Below are 21,025 nucleotides of genomic sequence, written 5' to 3'. Positions count from 1 at the left end.
CCGTGAAACTACCGATTCAAATACATTCAAATACGTTGAACGGGTAGTGTGCACTCGATCCGCAACAACTCGCCATTGTGCAATTTATAAAACGCCTCTTGCGGCATATCTTGAGCCCACAGCGCGTCAAAATCCAAACCGGCATACACGCCGCGCAGGATTTTCCCGAGCAAGCCATGCGCGACCACAATGAGCTGGTGTGGCAACAGGGGATCGGCTAACCATTGCTCAATCCGCGCTAGCACGGCTTCGTATGGCTCGCAATTGGGGGCATTAAAGTGCCAATTCGGCAGCGTAGCCAGCACCGGAATTTCAGCATGTAATAGCTCAACCTGCGCTGCTTCCCATTCGCCAAACGCCACCTCGATCAGGCGCGGTTCGGCCTGAATCACCTCGGCAGGCAGTGCTAGCTCTTCACAGACCAAACGGGCGGTTTGCATCGCACGCCCTAATGGACTGGCGATAACGTGCCAATCGCGAGCATCGCCAAGCTGTCGACGCAGCACCGCTCCCATCGCGCGCGCCTGTGCTTGCCCGAGCTCGGTCAGCGGCGAATCGCAATGGCCTTGCATCCGGCGCTCGGCATTGAGCTCGGTTTGACCATGACGCAGTAAATAAATCGTACGAGACATCAACACTCCCAAAAAACCTGCGGCTGAATTTCCCCACAGAAATTCAGCCGCCACTTAAACTACCGCACCGCCGCATGCGGCAAGCGTAAGAAATAACTAGTGATGCGCCGTACGCGGCCACAATAACATCGGGGCCGCCACGCCAAAGGCCAAGGCTATCACAATCATACAGGCGGTAATGCCGCTGACTCCGGCACTGACCAATAATTGCGTGCCATCTGCGCCATGCGGCAAAGTGGCCATCCCCAGCAAACCCTGTACCGCTTTATACATATAAGTACCGGGCACCATCGGAATCGCCGCGCTCACCGCAAAAATCGCCCCCGGTTCGTCGCGCCGCGCGCCCCACCATTCGGCGAAAAAGCCGATCAGCAGCCCGGCACACAAGGTGCCCAGCACAATATCGCCGCCGCCCACCATCACCAGCTTACGGCACGCATGCCCGGCAATTGCCAACACGCCACACATCAGCAAAGTACGCGGCGGCACATTAAATAGCAGCGCAAATCCCAGCGCCGCCGGTGCCGCCCATAGCTCAAGCAACCAGGTATTCATCGCCAGCCCTTTTAATTCAACAGCCGCAGGGCAATACTTACCCCTACTGCTATCCCAAAGATAATCACCGCGCTCATCGTAAAGCGCACCATGCCATTCAGATAATTGCCATTGAGTAGGTCTGACGCACCATTAATCAGCGGCACGCCCGGAATCAAAAACAGCACCGATGCGGCCAGCGCCGCATCCGGCGTGGCGCTACCTTGCTGCGCAAGCAGGCCGGTCAATAGCAGCGCGACAAAGCTCGCTGCCGTGGCGAAAATCGACGGTTTGAAATGCCGCAGCACCAGCGCAAAGCGCACCGCCATCCCGCAAGTGGCCCCCAGCGTAGTAAACAAAATTGCAGGTATATCGCCACCAAACAATGCAGCAAAGGCCCCGCAAGAGATACCCACCATAATGGTGACAAACCAGCGTGGATAGTGAATCGCCCGCTGGGCAATAGCGGCCAATTGAATCCGTGCGGTAGCAATATCAAGCTCGCCCTGCTCCAGCTGGTGCAGCCAACGGCGCACCGCCGACAGCGTCGCAAAATTTGCCCCCATATGTGGCGCTTTGCGAAAGGCGGTATGCGTTTCATTGCCCGCCTCGCCAGCGCGCTCAAGCGTCACGCCAATATTGGTCGACGAAATCATCGTCTCCACCCGCGCCGCGCCCAACGATCTGGCAATCCGCTGCATCGCCGATGACGTGCGGTGCGTGCCCGCGCCCGACTGATGCATCAATAGCCCGGCGTCCAGCGCCAGGGCTAGAATTTCGTCCAGCGGCAACACCGGAGAAGTGGAAATGGTCTGCATGATCGCCGCACCCGCACGCACAAGAATGCAGCGATTGTAGGCCAAATCGCTCGCGCCAGTCTTGCCGCGCATCAAAGCGCACCACCGAGCACTCGGCGGTAAAAGTACCGTTCAAACCCTGAAAAGTAAATATAAATTGACACTGGACTGCTTGGGCTATATAGTTCGCCCCTCTGTCGCGGGATGGAGCAGTTGGCAGCTCGTCGGGCTCATAACCCGAAGGTCACAGGTTCGAGTCCTGTTCCCGCAACCAGACAAATTCCTCAAAAATCGCTTCGATGTGCAACTTAGTCGCTGTGACAATGTGTGACGCAGCAAGTGGTTTTTCTCAGTAGCAATACTGATCGCCAAGTACAGACGCGGGATGGAGCAGTTGGCAGCTCGTCGGGCTCATAACCCGAAGGTCACAGGTTCGAGTCCTGTTCCCGCAACCAAAACCGCCAGTTTCCAATCATTTTCTTGTGACGTTGATGATAGAAACTGGGAATTTATTGGATGCGTCGACCAATAAATAGCAAACAGACGCGGGATGGAGCAGTTGGCAGCTCGTCGGGCTCATAACCCGAAGGTCATAGGTTCGAGTCCTATTCCCGCAACCAAAAATGAAAAAACCTAGGCCTCAAGCCTAGGTTTTTTTTTCGTCCAAAATTTGCCAAAAAGGTCACAGACTCGATTTGTGACGTTTTCTGTGCCAAATCTGTGACACGCACCATGATGAAATAGGCCATTTTTGACCTTCGCCCACCTGTGCCGTTTTTTACAGCGCACGCCACATTTTCGCCGTTTGGACATCACCGAAAAATGCTGCCCTGGGACATAAAAGTACTTTATTTATTTTCGGTATTTAGCCATGTTGGCTCGGATGAGTTTCATTGCTGGGTTACTGGGGAGCATTCAGGGAGCCCATTGGCGGCTCGGACAGAAGCCCCCTCTGCCAGCCTCTATGGGTAGCTTTTAACGGTCGTGACTTCTCTACTCCGCCGAGATGGTTTAATCACACCTGTCGTTCGGCCCCTTCATTTGCATAAATACGGGCTGTTTGGCGATGCAAGCGTATTCAACAAGCATCCCATTTTCATCGCCTCGACTTAAATGTGGATGGATAACCATTCAGTTTACAATGGTGCGATCAATCGATAGGGCACACGCATGATTTACTTCTTTACTGGCGCAGGCATGGCAGCTGATTCGGGATTGCCAACATTTCGTGCGAGTGATGGCCTGTGGGAAAAGCATGATATTAATCTGGTCTGCAATTTCGATCGCTATCGCCTCGACAAGAACGTCCGTGAGCTAACGCGTGAATTCTACAATGCTCGGAAACTTCAATATGGCGACGCACAACCGCACGCTGGTTACGCCGCCATCGCGCAATTGCAGCGGAAAACGCCCGTCACGGTCATCACCACCAATATTGATTTACTCCATGAAAAAGCGGGAACTCAAGACGTCATCCACCTGCATGGGCAGGTGGATCAAATGTCCTGTGCCGCTTGTTTGCATTACTGGCACATTGGCGATGAGGCATTCCAAGCAGATGATTGCCCCGCCTGCGGCAGTGGCATCACTAAACCGGGCATTGTCTTTTTTGGTGAGCCAGCGCCTCAATACGAAACCCTCTATCAAATTGCTAGCAATTTAACTGAGGATGATATTTTTGTCGTCGTTGGCACTAGCCTGAACGTTGTCGACCCGATTTATCTAATCCGCTCGATGCAACGACTACCGCGCATCGTGATGATCGACCCCAATATTCCCAATTCTGCACGTCAATATGGTGCGGAGTGTATTGCTGCACCAGCGCAGCAAGGTGTTTGTGATTGGATAACCTCTTTGGAGGCCAATAAAGATTGATGGAACCTCACAGGCTAATACATTCACTGATCTAGGCTGATAGTACGTTCGACCTAAGTCGCAGAGCTTGGGCTGAAATCAAAAACGAAAGACAGCATGCAACTTACTTTTGCGTCAGCTACGGTACACGGTGACAATCAATAGTCAGCTGACGGCAGTCGGCCACAACCAGACAAACCAGAAACCAGAAATACGCCAGTACAGGTGTTTATATCAAGTTAGCCATCTTAGGACCCTCTATGATACTTCGTTCGCTTTTCGGATCGTTGCTTTCTCTCTGTATTACGCAGGCTGCTGTCGCAGATACCTACGCAACAACGAAGTGCAAACAATTCGGCCATCCGGAGTTTCAAATTCAAGTTACCAGTACTACGATCCCTCGTGTGGATATCGTTTGGTTTCTCAACGGTTTGGAAGAAAGGGTAGCTGCTGGCGAGCGGTTCAAAAGTGGCGAAACCATGCAAGTGGGCTGGATGTTAACCAAGCTAGAGGCTACGTCAAACGGGACGCTCAAGATCATGGAGCCGGATATGAAGTCGGTTCCCATCCAATTTGTTGATTCTATCGATAGCACCTTGAAACAACTGCGGTCTCAGAAAGATACGGTAGAAAGTTTTTCACCAAGCCAGTCGCTGTCATTTCCCTCCCTGCAGCAAAGTGTAGTTGTTCATCGAAACTACAAGAAAATCCAGCATATCTTGTTTAGTCGGATTGATCCAAAGGAGTTGGATTCAGGATGGTGGCTGTCGGACCTGAACGACGATAAGGGATCTCAAGATCCAAAGAACTTTGCAAAAATCTCACTCTGAATCGCACCGGGTTTCGCGGAGGCTCCAATTCTTGAGAGAATGGTGCCATGAAGAAATCAACTCAATTTTCCCCCGAAATCCGCGAACGCGCTGTTCGCATGGTCATTGAACACCGCGCTGAATATCCATCAGAGTGGGCAACCCTCGTTTCAATTGCCAGCAAAATAGGCTGCACGCCCGAAACGCTGCGCACATGGTGCCGTCGACAAGGTGGCGACGCCGTTCCAGCCAACAAAAACGCAGCAGAGAGCGAACGCATCAAAGCGTTGGAGCGTGAGGTGCGCGAACTTAAAAAGGCCAATGAAATTCTGCGCCTGGCCAGTGCGTATTTCGCACAGGCGGAGCTCGACCGCCGCTTGAAATAATCAGGGGATTCATCGATGCCCATCGTGAGCAGCACGGGGTCGAGCCGATCTGCAAACTCTTACAGGTCGCCCCGTCTGCCTATCGACGTTATGTCGCTCAGCAGCGCAATCCAGCGTTGCGCTGCCAACGAGCCATTCGTGATGAGCAACTGAGCAGTGAAATTGCGCGCGTCTGGAAAGTGAATCATCAGGTTTATGGTGCCGTAAAAGTTTGGCGGCAGCTCAAACGTGATGGACATACGGTGGCGCGTTGTACCGTTGAACGCTTGATGCGCAGCCTTGGTCTGCGCGGCGTCACTCGTGGCAAAGCAGTACGAACGACCTATTCAGATTCTGCTGCCGTTTGCCCTCGAGACCATGTAAATCGTCAATTCGTCGCCGAACGACCGAATCAGCTTTGGGTGTCGGATTTTACCTACGTATCGACGTGGCAAGGCTTCGTCTATGTGGCGTTTGTAATTGATGTGTTCGCTCGGTATATCGTGGGCTGGCGAGTCAGTCGCAGCATGCACACTGAGTTTGTGCTGGATGCATTAGAGCAGGCGTTGTGGGCGCGACAGCCAGAGCGTGAGGCGCTGATTCATCACAGCGACCGTGGTTCGCAATATGTGTCGATTCGCTATACCGAACGATTGGCTGAAGCAGGTATTGAGCCATCCGTAGGGACGACCGGTGATAGTTACGACAATGCACTAGCTGAAACGATTAACGGGCTCTACAAAGCGGAGGTAATTCATCGTTTAGGTCCGTGGAAAAGCCTAGAATCTGTGGAGCTAGCGACATTGGAATGGGTTTCGTGGTTCAATCATCATCGTTTGCTTGGGTCGATTGGCCATATCCCGCCTGCGGAAGCAGAAGCAAACTATTATCGTAACCAAAGCGAGCAGGCCATGTTGGTCTGACTCAAATCAAATAGCCTCCGCGAAACCCGGTGCGATTCACTCTATCAATTAGCCATTGATCGCCCTGACTTGATTAAATTCATGGCGCTTCCGCAAGGTGTCCAAGTCGTCATTGACGCTGGACTAATCGGAGTACTGAAGGAGGGTAATGAGCTGCCGCAAGTGCCAGGTTCATTTATTAGCGAGCTCAATCGCACTAAGTAATAGGTCAGATGACTAACCCATCGGTCAACCCAACTGCCGCAAAGCGTTACTTTGGAGTTTTATACACGAAGCTCTCCGGCGGCTGCTAAGGCCGAACAGCACAAGTACGATAGTTAGGCTCAATGGCCGCAATCTGATTGGTTGCGGTCTTTTATTTTTGCCAACCGGCACGCATCGACCAAACTTTCTGTTCGCATGAGTGACTCAGAATAGCTTTTTTTGGCGACTGATTAAGTTATCAAAGTTATCCTGAAGCAATGGCAGTATCGCATCGGCAATCGGCTTGAGCTGAGATGTAATGTAGTGTTCGTAATCAATTTTCTGGTGCCGGGCTTCGAGCGGCTCAGGGCCTGCGCCCGTTATCACATAGCTGATCCACCCGCCGTTTTGATATTGCTGAGGGCGACCATGCTGTCGGTTGTACTCATCCGCGATTCGCGCCGCTCGAACATGGGGCGGTACGTTGCGCTGGTAATCGGCTATTGGCCGGCGCAGTCGCTTGCGATAAACCAACAGGTCATCAAACTCACCATTCAATGTGCGCTCAACATATTCCCTGACGAAGTCCTGATAAGCTTGCTGCCTAAAAATACGCCCGTATAGCGCCTGCTGAAACTGCTGGGCCAGTGGCGTCCAATCGGTGCGTACGGTTTCCAGCCCCTTGTAGACAATTTCATCCGTGCCATCGGCGCGCAGGGTGAGCCCCGCATAACGCTTTTTGCTACCTTCTTCGGTGCCACGAATTGTGGGCATAAAGAAGCGGCAATAGTGTTTCTCAAATTGCAGTTCGAGTGCGCTTTCCAAACCGAATTGCGATTGCAAATGTTGCTGCCACCAGTGATTAATGTGTTTCGCTAGTCGGTGGCCAATGTCCGCAGCCTGCGCCTCTGAATGGGCATGTTTTAGCCAAACGAAGGTCGAATCGGTATCGCCGTAAATCACCGTATAACCTTGCTGTTCGATCAACTGACGTGTCTTGTGCATGATTTCATGCCCACGCATCGTAATCGACGACGCAAGGCGAGGATCGAAGAATCGGCAACCACTAGAACCAAGCACACCATAGAACGAGTTCATGATGATTTTCAGCGCCTGTGACAGCGGCGCATTGGATTCACGCTTTGCGTCTTCCCGTCCTTGCGAGATTTGGCTGACAATCGCAGGCAAACAGTGTTTGGTACGCGAGAAGCGCGCCCCCACAAAGCCCGGCACCGAAAACTCATCTTCAGGATGAAGCATGCCTTCGATCAGGCCCACAGGGTCTATCAGAAAACTGCGGATAATTGAGGGGTATAGGCTCTTATAGTCGAGCACGAGCACTGAATCATAAAGCCCCGGCTGCGAATTCATTACAAACCCACCCGGGCTGGGTTGCCCGTGAATATCGCCCAAATTCGGTGCCACATAGCCTAAGCGATGCATCAATGGCAGATAGCGGTGGGTAAATGCCGCGACTGAACCACCACTTCGGTCTATCGGTAGGCCAGTGACTGTCGCACGTTCGAGCAGAAAGGGGATTAGCTCTGTTTTCGCAAAAATGCGCGTAACCAGTTCGCAATCTTTGAGGTTATATTTTGCCAGCGCGGGTTTATCTTCCTCGAAACGGCGCTGGATCTCATCCATGCGCTGGTAAGGGTTGTCACTGGCCTTGCCTTCGCCAAGCAGGGTTTGGGATACATATTCCAAACTGAACGATGGAAAACTCCAGGTGGCGGATTTCAGCGCTTCAATGCCATCAATAATCAGCCGGCCTGCCACACTGGCAAAAAAATGCTCTTGCTGGGGATGTTTTCGCCACTCCATGACACTGCCGTCGCGCCCAAGGCGCAGCGGGATGCGATATTGCTCTGCGTGTTGCTGCAGAATGCGCAGATCAAACTGCACCAGATTCCAGCCGATAATGGCGTCTGGATCATAGGTCACAATCCAGCGATTTAATTGCTCCAGCAATTGAGGGCGGCTTTCACAGTAGGTGAGCGTGAAATCAAACTCCTGATCCTCCCCGTTTTGCGGGCCAAGCATATACACCTGCCGTTGACCGCAGCCTTCTAGCGCAATCGAATACAACTCGCCGCGAGCACTGGTTTCAATATCGAGCGAGACCAAGCGTAGCTGGGGGCGATAGCCTGACTCAGGTTTAAGGTCGCTATTTAATACGCTAACTTCACAGTCGGGCTGATCATGAAACCAGACCGGCCCGGTGATAAAGCGCTCCATCAAGTAGCGATCAGTAGGAAAAATATCCGCTTCGTAGACGTCAATGCCAGCTTGACGCAATTGCCTCTCGAGCTTGCCCAGATGCTTGTATTGATGGGTATAAAGGCCAAGTACTGTTCGATGCTGAAAGTCCGACAGCGCAAGCGGGCGCAACTCCGCGCCTCGCATCTGCCCATGCTTCTTGTTGCGTAAGATGGCTTCTGTCTGCTCGCGCTGGCAGGCAGGAATAAAGGCGGTTGAAGTCTGATGTGTTAAGCGCACGTGGCGTGGCCCATGATCAGTTGCCAGCCAAAAATCAAGCTCGATCCCAGCCGCGGTATCGCGCCATTGGCGAGTGAGAAGAAATCCCTTTTGAAGCATGCTCTGGGATATGGCCTTGTTTCAATTATCTGGATAGTCTGCTTAGTCTTTGTGCTCTTCGTCTGTGGGTACATAGACAGGCAAATCCCCAACCTCGCACCCGAAATAAGCGCACAGCTTATCAATATGATCGGTGACCGTGCTGCAGTCTTTTTGGCCCGCAATTTTCGACAAGGTCATCCGGTTTATCCCGCAAGACTCTGCGACTTCGACCAATGTAAATCGATCGCCAAACAGACCTACCCGTTTTACCTCGTCGACGATGTCCTTGTTTGGCCCAAAACGACTATAGTTGCCATCTTACACCAGTGCCGGAAAACCATCGTCAAGCTGAGTGCCCCATGAGTATGTTATCAAAAACATTATTTAACAATGCCTACAGCCATATACCCCTAATCGCAACACTCAAAATTGCGACCATTGCCCCAGCATACATCCTGCCCAGCCACTCCATTCAATACGCGGCGTTAAGCCCGAAGACTTGTGGGTCTTCGGGCTTGAGTTTTACCAGCTGTATTTGATCGAGGTGCTGACGCTGCGCTCATTGCCGAAGTAGCAATAATTTTCGCCGTAGCACGCTGCCACATAGTTTTTGTCGAACAGATTATTGGCGCTGATTTGCACTGAGGCGCCTTTTAGCTGGCCTTGCCAGGCGCCCAGATCGAAGCTGGCCGACAGGTCAAACAACGTGACGGCTGGCACGGTCATGGTGTTGGCCAGATCGGCGTAGCTCTTGCCGATATAGCGCGCGCCCACCCCGATCCGGGCGCCGGTGACGGGCGTGTAGTTCAGCCATGCCGATGCCAGCTGCTCTGGCGATTGGCGCGGGCGCTTGCCTTCGGCCTGCGCTTCTCCATTGCGGATGGTCATATCGCTATAGGTGTAGGCCGCCTGCAGATTGAATTGCTTGCTCAGGGCAAGATGGCCTTCGAGCTCCAGCCCGCGCGATTTGACCGTGCCGACTGATTCAAAATGGCCTTGGCCGGGCACCATGCGGGCAACATTTTTCTGCTGCAGATCGTAGAGCGCGGCGGTCAGCATGGTGGCGGAATTAGGCTGATATTTCACGCCCACTTCCCATTGCGTGCCACGCGATGGCTGCAGAACTTTACCGGCTGCATCGACATTGCTGCTGGGGTCAAACGATTCGCTATAGCTGGCATACGGCGCCAGGCCGTTGTCGAACAAATACAGCACGCCCAGGCGACGGCTGGTTTCGCCGCCGTCCCATTCGGTTTTGCTCTGGGTGTCGGTATCCAGCGTGGAGGTCTTGGCGCGATCGTAGCGAATCCCGCCGGTCAAGCGCCACGCACCCAATGTGATCTGGTCTTGCAGGTAGTAGCCCAGCTGTCTGAATTCACGCACCCAGTTCGATTTGCCAATATTGCTAACCGTCGTGTTGCCGTACACCGGCTGGAAGGCATCAATGCCCGCCACCGTGCCCCAGCCCCAGAAGCCGGTATTTTTGCGCCCCTGATAATCAAGCCCGGCGACAACATCATGAATCAGCGCACCCGTAGCAAATGTGCCTTGCACACGGGTATCGACCGCTAGGCCTTTCAGCTCCTCTTTCGAGAAGCTATACCCCCGTGATAGCTCGGTATCGCTACTCCAGCCACTTTGATAAAACTGCTTGGAGACATAATCCGAGTTGGTGTAGCGTACGTTCTGCCGCACTTGCCAGGCCGTGTTGAAACGATGGGCAAACTGATAGCCCAGCATGCGCTGTTCGCGGTCAAATTGATCCTTGTTCGGCTCGCCGTCAAAAAACTCGCGGCTCACTTTGCGTCCGGCGTGTGCAATCACCGAGCCCTCATACGGCGTGCCGCTGTGATACCCGCCTTCCGGGTCGTTCTGCGCGTAGGCTTGCAATAGCAAGGCGGTATTTTCCGACGGCAGCCACATCAGTTGCGGCATGATCACCAGCCGCTTTTCGCTGGCGTGATCCTGCATGCTGTCAGCTTCGCGCCCCAAGCCGGTCAGGCGATAGCTCAAGGTATCGCTCAGGCCACCGGCCAGATCAAAGCCCAGACCCAGCGTATTGTGGCTGCCCAGCTCCAGACGGATTTCGCTGTGCTTGGCCATTTGCGGCTGCTTGCTCATCAGCGCCACCATGCCGCCCGGCGCGGCATTGCCGTACAGCACCGAAATCGGCCCGCGCACCAGGTCGATCCGTTCGACAAAATACGGGTCAATCTGGAAGGCGCTAAAGCTGCCCGCATCTGACATCAGCCGCATGCCATCCAGCGTGGTATTGGCCATGCTGGTATCGGCAAAACCGCGCAAGGCCACGTAGTCGTAGCGCATGGCATTGCCAAAGAGGCCTGAATACGCACCCGGCGCATAGTCCAGCGCCTGCGCAATCGTGCGCGGCATCTGCGCTTCGATCTGCGCCTGGCTGACTACGCTGACCGCTTGCGCCAGCTCATTAAGCGGCGTGGTGGTCTTGGTCGCCGCACGGCTTTCACCCACCGACCAGTTCCCCGCATTCCGCTCCTGCGCCGCCGTCTCGGCCGCGACTTCCACCTCCTGCAATAGCGCAGCATCGCTGGCCAGCACGGCCCCCGCACTCATTGTCATGCCTGCTGCGCATAAGGCCAGCACCAGCGGATGCACTCTCCATTTCACTTGCTTCATACCTATCCTCATCGTTCATCGAGTTGGGATTCAAATACCCCAAGCGATGAGAATGATAATGCCATTGATAATCATTGTCATCTACGTTATAGTCCGCAGCGATCATTCTTTGATGCAGATGAATTGCACCTGACAGCCAATAAGGGGCTGTTGACGCTTGGAGATAAGCATGCAAAACAAGATTTACGACTTAATCGGCATTGGCATTGGCCCCTTCAATCTGGGGCTGGCCGCCCTGAGCGAGCCGATTGCCGGGCTCGATACGCTGTTTTTTGATATGGCCGATCATTTCAACTGGCACCCGGGCATGTTGCTGGATCGGGCGACGATGCAGACGTCGTTTATCGCCGATCTGGTCACGCTGGCCGACCCGACCAGCCCGTACAGTTTTCTGAATTTCGCCAAGCAAAGCGGCCGTCTGTACGCCTTTTACATCAAGGAAGATTTCTTTCTGCTGCGGCAGGAATACAACCAGTACTGCCAGTGGGTGGCGGGCAAGCTAAGCAATCTGCGCTTTGGGCAGTTTGTGCAGTTTGCGCGCTACGACGAACAGCAGGCCTGCTATGTATTGACCTGCACATCAACCAGGACGGGCGCTAGCAGCCAATACCTAGCCAAAAAACTGGTGCTGGGCACCGGCACCAAGCCGCAATTGCCGCCCTGCTGCGATGGCGTACCGGTGATTCACAGCGGGCAATATCTGGCGCGCAAAACCCAGCTGCAGCAGAAAAAACGCCTCGCCGTGGTGGGCAGCGGGCAAAGCGCGGCCGAGATTTACCTTGATCTGTTGCAGGATGCGCGTCGCCATGATTACCAGATCGACTGGATCACTCGTTCGCCACGGTTTTTCCCGCTGGAATACACCAAGCTCACGCTGGAAATGACCTCGCCCGATTACATCGACTACTTCCACGCACTGCCCGATCACACCCGCTCGCCACTGCTGGAATCGCAAAAAGGCCTGTACAAAGGCATTAATCGCACGCTGATCAACGCCATTTTTGACGAGTTGTATCGCCTCAAGCTCGATGGCGAGCTGCCCAGTCGCTTGCTCAGCAATGTGGAAATGCAGGCGCTAACGCTGAAAAACGGCAACTACACACTGAAGTTGCACCACCATGAAACCGGCCAGTGTGAGCACGCCGATTACGACGGGCTGGTCATCGCCAGCGGCTATGGCTACCAGGCACCGGCATTTATGCAAGGCGTGCAGCATCGCATCCGCCACGATGCGCAAGGCCGTCTGGCCGTGCGCCGCAACTACAGCATTGACCTGCACGGCAACGAGATTTTTGTGCAAAACGCCGAGCTGCATACGCATGGTCTGGCCGCGCCCGATCTAACCATGGCCTGCCATCGCAATTCGGTCATTCTGCACGAAGTGCTGGGGCATTCGCCCTACCCAATCGAGCAACGCGTGGCTTTCCAGCAATTTGGCCTTAGCGCCACCGAACAGCAGGAAATGGCATGGGCTTGAAATTCTGGCTGATTGCCATGACCGCGGTGGCCGTGGTCGCCGACACGATGTTGCTGCCGTTTTATCCGCAGTATTTTGCCGAGCGCTTTGGCGTGAGCAACCCCGAACACGTCGGCACGTATACCGCGGCGATTTGTCTGGTGGCCATGCTGGCGCTGCCCTTCTGGGCGCGCATGGTGCGCCACGGCGGCACTTTACGGCTACTGCTCTGGACGCAGATTGGCGCGGGCTTGCTGTGTATTGCCTGCAGTTTTACCGATAGCCTGTGGCTGTTCTGGGTCTTGTCGCTGGCGATGATCGTCTTCAAGGCCAGCTATTTATTGATTTACCCCTATCTGATGGCAGGGGAGGACGAAGCCAATCACGGCCATACCATCGGCATTCTGTCGATTGTCGTGCACTTTGGGCATATTGCCGGCGCGGTGCTGGGGGGTTTTGCGCTCACTCACTGGCCGCTGGAACACGCTTTTCTGCTGATGGCCGTCGGCGATATTGTGCAGATTGGCGTCTGCGCCTATCTGATTTACGCCGGGCTGGAGCAGCCTGCACCACCGGCCGAAGACACGGCCCAGCCTGTCACCACCTCGCGCGGGATTTATCCGTTGGGCGTGCTGATGCTGGTGTTTTATTTCAGCGAATACCAGATCGTGCCGTTTTTTGTGCAGTACTGGCAGCAGATCGAGCCCGAACATGGCGTGCAGCTGGCGGCGTGGGTGTACGCAATACCGGCGGCGGTGGGTCTGTTGGCGCTGTGGTTCAACCAGCGCTTTGGCCTACAGAGCCTGGCCAACCATGCGGTCTTCTGCCTGATTCTGGGCATGGCCGGTTTGCTGCTGCAAGGCTCGGGGCTCACCGGCTGGGTGCTCTTTGGCCGCGTGCTGTTTGGCTGGGCTTCATTCCAGCTTACCGTGCGCCTTGATGCGCTGATTTTCGAAAAAAGCAGCCCGGCAGCGTACGCGCACGATTACAGCAAGATCAATCTGTTTCAGAACATCGGCGTACTGATGTCGTATTACAGCGCAGGCTGGCTGGTTAGCCTGCACGGTTTGAGCACGCCGTTCTGGCTCGCTGCCGCCGGGCTCTTGCTGAGCTTGCTGCTGTATCCCTTGATCAATGCGGCCCCCGCGCTGCCCACCCGGAGAACTGCCGATGTCCTGCCGTGATTTGAACGAGACCGCTGCCACACCCGAGATGGTTTTTTGCCACACCGTCAGCGGCGTGGGGCTATTTGAATTGCGGCCACTGTCCAGCGCCGATTTTGGATTGCTGCACCAGTGGGTCACCGCGCCGCGCGCCAGCTTCTGGGGCATGCAGCAGGCCACCCCCGAAGAAGTGGCACACTGCTATCGCCAGCAAATCGAGTCGGCGCATTGTGCGCCGTATCTGGCTTTTTACGCTGGCCAGCCCGCATTTTTGCTCGAAACCTACGATCCGGCGCATGACGAACTCGGCCAGCATTACGCCGTGCAAGCGGGCGATATCGGCATGCATTTTCTGGTCGCCCCCGCCAGCGGCCCCGCCGTACATGGCTTTACCCGTGCGGTGATGCAGACGATTCTGGCCTTTCTGTTTAGCCAGAGCCGCCATTTGCGCGTGGTGGTCGAGCCGGATGTGAACAACCAGAAAATCCACCCGATCAATCGCGACGCCGGTTTTTGCTATCAGCACACCATCGAGCTTTCGTACAAAACCGCCTGGTTTGCCATTTGCGATCGCGCCTCTTTTCTGCAAGCTACCGAACTGGAGACTACCGCATGACCACTCGCCTGCCCGCCCCCACTCTGGCCGAATGCGCCCACCTGAATCCTGCCATCTGGCAGAAGGTCAACCGCTTGCTGGTGCGCAAGGCCATTAGCGAATTTGCCCACGAAGGCCTGCTCACGCCGGAGCTGCAAACCGATGGGCAATACCAGATTCATAGCGATGACGGTGAAATCAGCTATCGCTTTCGCGCCGAAGTGCTGGCGCTGAATCACTGGAGCATTCCCGCCGATTCAATCAGCAAGCAGAGCGGCGAGCAGCCGCAGGCGCTGGACGCGCTGTTGTTTATGCTTGAGCTGCGCGAGCAATTGCTGCTCAAAGAGCATGTGCTGCCGGTCTATCTGGATGAAATCAGCAGCACGCTCTATGGCAGTGCGTACAAGCATGACCGCGCAGCGCCCAGCGCAGCCGAGCTGATTCATTCCGATTTCCAGCGCGTGGAAACCGCGATGAGCGAAGGCCACCCGTGCTTTGTCGCCAATAATGGCCGGCTGGGCTTTGACGCCAACGACTATCGCCGCTACGCGCCGGAAGCGGCCACCCCATTCCAGATTGTCTGGCTGGCGGTGCATAAACAACGCGCGACTTTGTCGATCTCGGCCACGCTTGATTACGAGCAGATGATGCGCGAAGAGCTGGGCGAAGCGCAGCTTGCCACATTCCGCCAGCGTTTACAGGCGCTGGGCCTGAACGATGGCGACTACTGGCTGATGCCTGCGCACCCGTGGCAATGGCAAAACAAACTGGCGATGGCCTTTGCAGCCGAAATTGCCCAGCAGCAGATTGTGTTCTTGGGTACGGGCGATGATTTATATCTGGCGCAGCAATCGATCCGGACCTTTTTCAATGTCAGCGATAGCAGAAAACGCTACGTCAAAACCGCGCTATCGGTGCTGAACATGGGCTTTATGCGCGGCCTGTCGCCGTATTACATGCTGGCAACGCCGGCGATCAACGACTGGGTGTATGCGCTGGTCGAGGGCGACGCCTATCTGCAAAGCAAAGGCTTTCATATCCTGCGCGAAGTCGCCGCCATCGGCTATCGCAACCCGTATTACGAAGCGGCAATCAAGGAAAACAACGCCTTCAAGAAAATGCTGGCCGCGCTCTGGCGCGAAAACCCGAGCACACATCTGCAGCAGGGCGAAAAGCTGATGACGATGACAGCGCTGGCGCATCTGGACAACGAGGGCCGTGCGCTGATCGCCGAGCTGATCTCCGCATCGGGCATCAGCACCGATCAATGGGTCGCCGAATATCTGGACGCCTATTTTGCGCCGCTGCTGCACTGCTTCTACCAGCACGATCTGATCTATATGCCGCACGGTGAAAACCTGATCATGATTCTGAAAGATCACCGCGTCGCACGCGTGCTGATGAAAGACATTGCCGAAGAAGTCGCCATCCTCAACCCAGCCGTCGAGCTACCGGAAGTCGCCCAGCGCATCTCGACGAGTATCCCGGACGACATGAAGACACTGTGCCTGTTTATTGACGTCTTTGACGGCTATCTGCGTCATGTCGCGGCCATTCTGCACGACCAATGCGCTTATAGCGTCGAGCAATTCTGGCATGCCGTCGCGCGCTGCACGCATCGCTATCAGGCCGAACACCCGCAACTGGTCACGCAATTTGCCCGCTACGACCTATTTGCCGCCGACTTTGCGCATTCGTGCCTGAATCGTCTGCAAATGGCCAATAACAAGCACATGCTCAATCTGGAAGACCCAGCCAGCGGCTTGCAAATGGCCGGTCGTCTGGTCAATCCGCTGGCGCGCTGGCGTGATCCGGCCAGCATGGGCGAGGTGTAATTGCTACAGGCGGTATTGAGTGAGATAGCCCGCGTTTGCCCGTATCTGCACGGGCAGACCGGGCCTGCGCGTGGCGAACAGCATTCGCTGGCGGGCGAATTGTACGCACACTGGCAAAGCAGCACGCCTGCGGCCGGGGTGCATTACTGGCGTGCGCGCAGCTGGGGCATGCTGATGTGGCAACCGGCTTACGCCAGTGTGCTGGCGGTGCATTGCGCCCATCGCGCGCTGGATTTGCAGCATTTCTGGCAAACGGCGAGCGCTGGCGTCACACAAGCGTGGAGCTTGCCCGCCGACGCGGTGATTAGCGAGGCGGGCACGCCCTTGATCACGCAGGCGGCGCAATCCTTGCTGCGCTATCACCAGCAGCATTACCAGCAGCTCGTTCAGCTCAGCCGCTATTCGGCCAAACAGGCGGCCTGCATGAGTGTCGATTGCGTGCTGTCGGCGCTGCTGCTAGCGGCACGGCATTGCAACTGGAGCGCAGACCAGCTTGATGAACAAACCTATCTCTGGCTGGACGCACTGCAATGGCAGCAACACGGCAAGCTGATGCAGGTGCAACTACCGTCCGGTGCTTGCGTTCCGGCGCTGAACCGTCAGGGCTGCTGCCAGCATTTTCGCCTACCTGGTGCAGAAGCCTGCAGCACCTGCCCGCGCTGGCCAATGGCAACCCGGCTGGAAAAAATCAGCTTTGAGCTAGAGCCTACCGACGATGTTCTTAATACGTGTTGATCCGAGCTTCGCTGGTGGATCTAAGGCTTGAAATCCCCTGTCGCCCATCGCCGAGAGAGTGGAGCGAGACAAACAGTTTTATCGTTTGGCTCACGACCGACCGAGGGAAGCCCGGAGGGCCGCAGGCGGGGGCCGCCTTCTTTTGCTTACTTTTCTTGGCGGAGCAAGAAAAGTGAGTCCCCGTCGCGGATTGCGACTGTGAAACATCGCGCCGAAGGCGCTAAAAATGATCAACACAAATTGAGAGCATTGCCAACCCACCTAGGGTATAGCCATACAGACCAATACTACTAATAACTTCAGAAGCATACCAACGCATGTATCAACTTAAAGACGTCAAACTCAGCCGCAATGGCCGCACCTTGCTGCAGATCGAGCAGCTCTGTATCCCGCCGCAAGGGCTGACGGTGATTCTGGGCCACAATGGCTCGGGCAAATCAACACTGCTCAAGCTGCTGGCGGGCCAGCTCAAAAGCGATCAGGGGCAGGTACTGCTGAATCAGCGCGAGGTGATGCGCTATGCGCCGCGCGAGCTGGCGCGGCAGGTGGCCTATATGCCGCAGCAGATTCCGCAAGCGGCGCTGATGCAGGTGCGCGAGCTGGTCGAGCTGGGGCGCTTTGCCTGGCGCGGCTGGCTTTCGCGCTGGCAGGCCGATGACAAGGCGCAGGTCGACGCGGCATTGCGCGCGGCCGATGTGGCACATCTGGCCAGCCATGCGCTGGATGAGATCTCAGGCGGCGAGCGCCAGCGTGCGTGGCTGGCGATGCTGCTGGCACAAAATTCGCCGATGCTGCTGCTGGACGAGCCCAGCTCGGCGCTTGATCTGGCGCATCAGTATCAGCTCATGCAATTGCTGCGCAGCCAAGTGGAAAGCCAGTCCTGTGCCGTCATTGCCATCCTGCACGACCTGAATCTGGCGCTGCGCTACGCCGATCGGATTATCGCGCTGCAACGCGGCCAAGTCTGGTTTGACGGCACGCCAGCGGCTTTGCTCGCCCACGCCGATTTGCACGATTTATACGGCATCGCGCTCGATATTTTGCCGCGCGCGGGCAAACACGCCGTGGCGGTGGTGGCATGAAGCGCCCTAGCCTGACACTGCTGGGCGTGGCGCTGATCGTGCTGGCGTTCAGCCACCTGCAACTGGCCACGCCGCTGTCGCTGGGCGAGCAATGGCAGACCATCCGCCAACCTGGCGACGGGCAGATCGAGGAGATGATCTTTCTGCACGCCCATCTACCCCGGACAATTCTGGCGATGCTGCTCGGCGCAGCCATGGCTTTATCGGGCAGCCTGCTGCAGCAACTGACGCTCAACCCGCTGGCCTCGCCGATGACATTGGGTACATCGGCAGGCGCATGGTGCGCCATTGTGCTCGGCGGCCTGCTGTGGCCGGGGAGCGCGATCGGCATCGAGTGGCTGGCGCTGGGCGGCAGCTTGCTGAGCTTTTTGCTGCTGGGTGCGCTGGCAGGCTGGCGGCAATTGCACGGTCTGGGCGCGCTGCTGGCGGGCACGGCGCTGAATTTGCTGCTGGGCAGCGTGGCGGCGATTGCGGTAATGATGAACGATCAATACAGCCGCTCGCTACTGGTCTGGGGCGCAGGCGATCTGGCGCAGAATGACTGGTACTGGGTGCACTGGGTACTACCCCGGCTATTGCCCGCGCTGCTGCTATTGCCGCTGCTCTGCCGCCCGCTGCAGCTCTTGCAGCTGGGCAGCGAAGCCGCCGCCGCCGCCGGGCTGAATGTACTGCGGCTGGCGCTGGTGGGCAGCCTGCTGGCGCTGTGGCTCAATGGACTGGCGATTAGTGCGGTGGGCCTGATCGGCTTTGTCAGCCTGCTGGCTCCGGCGCTAGCCCGTTTGCTCGGTGCCAGCCGCCCGGCCGACAATATGAGGTATGCCGCGCTGATCGGCTCTATTACTTTGCTACTGGCCGATACTCTGGCTATGTATGCATCGCAATGGCTGTCGGACATACTACCCAGCAGCGCGGCGGCTGGCTTGCTGGGTGCGCCAGTGCTGATCTGGCTATGCCTGAAGCAGCCGCTGGCCGATGGCGTCGCCCTGCTATCGAGCCCTGGCAAATCGCGCCGTTTGCTGCCGCTGGCCTTCTGGCTGGCGGCCGGATTGCTGATCCTGCTGCTGTGCGCGCTCGGCAGCCGTGATGCCGGGGGCGCATGGGTGCTGGGCTGGCCCGAAGCGGCCATCTGGTCTTTGCGCTGGCCACGGCTACTGGCCGCGTGTGCCGCAGGCATGGGGCTGGCGATTGCCGGGCTGATTTTGCAGCGCTTGCTGAATAATCCGCTCTCCAGCCCCGATTTGCTCGGAATTTCTTCGGGTGCCAGTCTGGGCATGCTGGCTGGTCTGCTGCTGGGCTCCAGCCTGTCACCGTGGCTGTTTTCTGCCGCAGGCGCGGCGCTGGTATTACTGGCGCTGTGCTGGCTGGCACCACGCCAAAGCCCAGCACGGCTGATTTTGCTGGGAATCGGCTTGTCGTCGCTGCTTGAAGCGGTGCTGCAATTTGTGCTCGCGCAGGGCAATAACGACAGTTTTCAACTGCTGAACTGGCTGGCTGGCTCAACCTACCACACCACGGCCGCACAGGCGGCAAGCCTGTTCGGGCTGGTATCCCTGCTGGGGCTGATCACGCTGGGCACGGCGCGCGTGCTGACGCTCCTGTCGCTGGGTGAAGCGCACGCCCGCGCCACCGGGCTGGATGTGCGCCACGCACGCTGGGTATTGCTACTGCTGGCGGGCTTGCTCAGTCTGGTGATCAGCAGCCAGTTTGGCCCGATGGCGTTTATCGGCCTGGTTCTGCCCCAGCTGGCCATCAAGCTGGGCGCACGCAGGCTGGGCAGCCAGCTTGGTCTGGCCACGCTCCTGGGCGCAGCGATGCTGGCGCTGGCCGATCTGGCCAGCCGCACGGCGTTTTTCCCCAACCAGCTACCGGTAGGTGCTTTGGGCTCGCTGGCCTGCGGCAGCTTGCTGCTGCTGGCCCTTTTGAGTTCGCCACGGAGCAGAACATGAAAATCATTGCCTTGGTACTGGGGCTGGTCTTGAGCAGTCTGCTGCAGGCCGCGCCCAGCCGCGTGATTGCGCTGAGCTGGGAAGCCACCGAATACCTGCTGACACTGGGTGTCACGCCGATTGCGGTCGCCGACCGTGCTGACTATCAGCAATGGGTCGTTGAACCGGCGCTACCCAGCAAAGTGCTGGACGCGGGCAGCCGGCTGGAGCCTAATCTGGAGCGCATTTACGCGCTGAAACCCGATCTGATCGTCATCAACCCGGCGCTGGCGGGCATGCAGGCCAATCTGGAAAAGATTGCCCCCACCTTGCTGCTCGACGCATTCCGAGCCGAGCACGATAACGCCAGCGCCGCCGAGCAATTGCAGCGCCGTCTGGCAGTCCGGCTTGATCGCCTCGCGCAGCATGCAGCCTTTGTGCGCCAGCAAGGTCTTGAGCTGGCTAGGCTGCGCCAGACGATTGGGCAGCGTTTTGGCGCCAAGCCGCCCGCGGTATGCCTGATCCGCTTTGCCTCACCGGCCAGCTTTTGGGTCTACGGCGAAAACTCGCTGCCCGAGGCGGCAATGCACGCGCTGGGGCTGCAAAATGCCTGCCCGCAGCAGCGCACCGCCTGGGGCACCCGGCTGCGAAAAATCCCCGATCTGGCCGCGCTGGATCAGGGCTTGCTGCTGCATATTGCACCATTTCCCCGGCAAGCCGAGCTGGAACGCAGCCGATTATGGCAGGCGTTGCCTGTGGTGCGGGAGCGGCGGGTTTATGCCATGCCGCCTGTGTGGACCAATGGCGGAATGTATTCGATTTCGCGACTGGCACGCCAGATCAGCGCGCAGCTGCAAAGCAGCCAGCGGGACTGAAGCAATCGTCGGAGCGCGCGAATAGTT

At 56.7% G+C, this 21,025-nt stretch carries 17 protein-coding genes, 3 tRNA genes and 1 other annotated feature; of the genes, 14 read left to right on the top strand and 6 right to left on the bottom strand.

Features of this window, described 5'->3' with window-relative positions:
* Window positions 1-26: 26 nt before the first annotated feature.
* From ABHF33_RS09750 to ABHF33_RS09740, 3 genes are all read right to left on the bottom strand, one after another.
* Window positions 27-632 carry a histidine phosphatase family protein gene (locus tag ABHF33_RS09750; protein ID WP_348943783.1) on the bottom strand — a complete coding sequence of 202 codons (606 nt, stop codon included), beginning with the start codon at window positions 630-632 and terminating at the stop codon, window positions 27-29.
* Between the two features lie 96 nt (window positions 633-728).
* On the bottom strand, window positions 729-1,187 hold the full coding sequence (locus ABHF33_RS09745) for a threonine/serine exporter family protein (protein ID WP_348943782.1): 459 nt from the start codon (window positions 1,185-1,187) through the stop codon (window positions 729-731).
* Between the two features lie 11 nt (window positions 1,188-1,198).
* Window positions 1,199-2,056: a threonine/serine exporter family protein gene (locus ABHF33_RS09740; RefSeq protein WP_348943781.1), complete on the bottom strand. Its 858-nt coding sequence runs from the start codon at window positions 2,054-2,056 to the stop codon at window positions 1,199-1,201.
* Between the two features lie 105 nt (window positions 2,057-2,161).
* On the opposite strand from ABHF33_RS09740, the gene ABHF33_RS09735 reads away from it, so the two are divergent.
* From ABHF33_RS09735 to ABHF33_RS09710, 6 genes are all read left to right on the top strand, one after another.
* A tRNA-Met gene (locus ABHF33_RS09735) sits at window positions 2,162-2,237 on the top strand.
* A gap of 105 nt (window positions 2,238-2,342) precedes the next feature.
* Window positions 2,343-2,418: transfer RNA gene (locus ABHF33_RS09730), tRNA-Met, on the top strand.
* An 89-nt stretch (window positions 2,419-2,507) separates the two neighbouring features.
* Window positions 2,508-2,583, top strand: a tRNA-Met gene (locus ABHF33_RS09725).
* A gap of 550 nt (window positions 2,584-3,133) precedes the next feature.
* On the top strand, window positions 3,134-3,838 hold the full coding sequence (locus ABHF33_RS09720) for an SIR2 family NAD-dependent protein deacylase (RefSeq protein ID WP_348943780.1): 705 nt from the start codon (window positions 3,134-3,136) through the stop codon (window positions 3,836-3,838).
* Between the two features lie 239 nt (window positions 3,839-4,077).
* The gene (locus ABHF33_RS09715) at window positions 4,078-4,647 is read left to right on the top strand and encodes a hypothetical protein (RefSeq protein ID WP_348943779.1); all 570 of its coding nucleotides are present in this window, start codon (window positions 4,078-4,080) and stop codon (window positions 4,645-4,647) included.
* A gap of 47 nt (window positions 4,648-4,694) precedes the next feature.
* Window positions 4,695-5,914 (top strand): IS3 family transposase gene (locus tag ABHF33_RS09710; protein WP_348943778.1). Its coding sequence is split into 2 segments (ribosomal slippage): window positions 4,695-4,974 and window positions 4,974-5,914, totalling 1,221 coding nucleotides; the frame shifts between segments, so codons are not numbered across the junction.
* Window positions 4,970-5,086: a sequence feature (AL1L pseudoknot), on the top strand. It overlaps the preceding gene by 117 nt.
* A gap of 408 nt (window positions 5,915-6,322) precedes the next feature.
* On the opposite strand, the gene ABHF33_RS09705 is transcribed toward ABHF33_RS09710, so the two are convergent.
* The 3 genes from ABHF33_RS09705 to ABHF33_RS09700 all read right to left on the bottom strand — a co-directional run bounded on the left by ABHF33_RS09705 (window position 6,323) and on the right by ABHF33_RS09700 (window position 11,332).
* Window positions 6,323-8,695, bottom strand: coding sequence for a DNA polymerase II (locus ABHF33_RS09705; RefSeq protein WP_348943777.1), 2,373 nt, complete (start codon window positions 8,693-8,695; stop codon window positions 6,323-6,325).
* A 42-nt stretch (window positions 8,696-8,737) separates the two neighbouring features.
* On the bottom strand, window positions 8,738-8,911 hold the full coding sequence (locus ABHF33_RS17015; RefSeq protein WP_432803932.1) for a helix-turn-helix domain-containing protein: 174 nt from the start codon (window positions 8,909-8,911) through the stop codon (window positions 8,738-8,740).
* A 288-nt stretch (window positions 8,912-9,199) separates the two neighbouring features.
* Window positions 9,200-11,332, bottom strand: a complete 2,133-nt coding sequence (locus ABHF33_RS09700) for a TonB-dependent siderophore receptor (RefSeq protein WP_348943776.1) — start codon at window positions 11,330-11,332, stop codon at window positions 9,200-9,202.
* 169 nt (window positions 11,333-11,501) lie between these two features.
* Here ABHF33_RS09700 and ABHF33_RS09695 point away from each other — a divergent pair, with 169 nt between their 5' ends.
* From ABHF33_RS09695 to ABHF33_RS09660, 8 genes are all read left to right on the top strand, one after another.
* Window positions 11,502-12,809 carry a lysine N(6)-hydroxylase/L-ornithine N(5)-oxygenase family protein gene (locus ABHF33_RS09695; RefSeq protein ID WP_348943775.1) on the top strand — a complete coding sequence of 436 codons (1,308 nt, stop codon included), beginning with the start codon at window positions 11,502-11,504 and terminating at the stop codon, window positions 12,807-12,809.
* Entirely contained in the window at window positions 12,800-13,972 is a 1,173-nt protein-coding gene (locus tag ABHF33_RS09690; protein WP_348943774.1) for an MFS transporter, read from the top strand. Before ABHF33_RS09695 ends, ABHF33_RS09690 begins: the two co-directional genes overlap by 10 nt.
* Window positions 13,959-14,567 (top strand): GNAT family N-acetyltransferase, encoded by a 609-nt coding sequence (locus ABHF33_RS09685; protein ID WP_348943773.1) that lies wholly within the window; start codon window positions 13,959-13,961, stop codon window positions 14,565-14,567. Before ABHF33_RS09690 ends, ABHF33_RS09685 begins: the two co-directional genes overlap by 14 nt.
* On the top strand, window positions 14,564-16,381 hold the full coding sequence (locus ABHF33_RS09680; protein ID WP_348943772.1) for an IucA/IucC family protein: 1,818 nt from the start codon (window positions 14,564-14,566) through the stop codon (window positions 16,379-16,381). The genes ABHF33_RS09685 and ABHF33_RS09680 overlap by 4 nt, the downstream gene beginning before the upstream one ends.
* 15 nt (window positions 16,382-16,396) lie before the next feature.
* Window positions 16,397-17,116, top strand: a complete 720-nt coding sequence (locus ABHF33_RS09675; protein ID WP_348943771.1) for a siderophore ferric iron reductase — start codon at window positions 16,397-16,399, stop codon at window positions 17,114-17,116.
* A gap of 317 nt (window positions 17,117-17,433) precedes the next feature.
* Complete coding sequence (locus tag ABHF33_RS09670) at window positions 17,434-18,198, top strand: ABC transporter ATP-binding protein (RefSeq protein ID WP_348943770.1); 765 nt, start codon at window positions 17,434-17,436, stop codon at window positions 18,196-18,198.
* The gene (gene fhuB / locus ABHF33_RS09665) at window positions 18,195-20,144 is read left to right on the top strand and encodes a Fe(3+)-hydroxamate ABC transporter permease FhuB (RefSeq protein WP_348943769.1); all 1,950 of its coding nucleotides are present in this window, start codon (window positions 18,195-18,197) and stop codon (window positions 20,142-20,144) included. Before ABHF33_RS09670 ends, fhuB begins: the two co-directional genes overlap by 4 nt.
* Window positions 20,141-20,998 (top strand): iron-siderophore ABC transporter substrate-binding protein, encoded by an 858-nt coding sequence (locus tag ABHF33_RS09660; RefSeq protein WP_348943768.1) that lies wholly within the window; start codon window positions 20,141-20,143, stop codon window positions 20,996-20,998. The genes fhuB and ABHF33_RS09660 overlap by 4 nt, the downstream gene beginning before the upstream one ends.
* The last annotated feature ends 27 nt before the right edge of the window (window positions 20,999-21,025 follow it).

It is taken from the genome of Chitinibacter sp. FCG-7 (genome assembly GCF_040047665.1).
GTDB classification, from domain to species: domain Bacteria; phylum Pseudomonadota; class Gammaproteobacteria; order Burkholderiales; family Chitinibacteraceae; genus Chitinibacter; species Chitinibacter mangrovi.
This window is presented reverse-complemented; position numbering and strand designations above follow the sequence as displayed.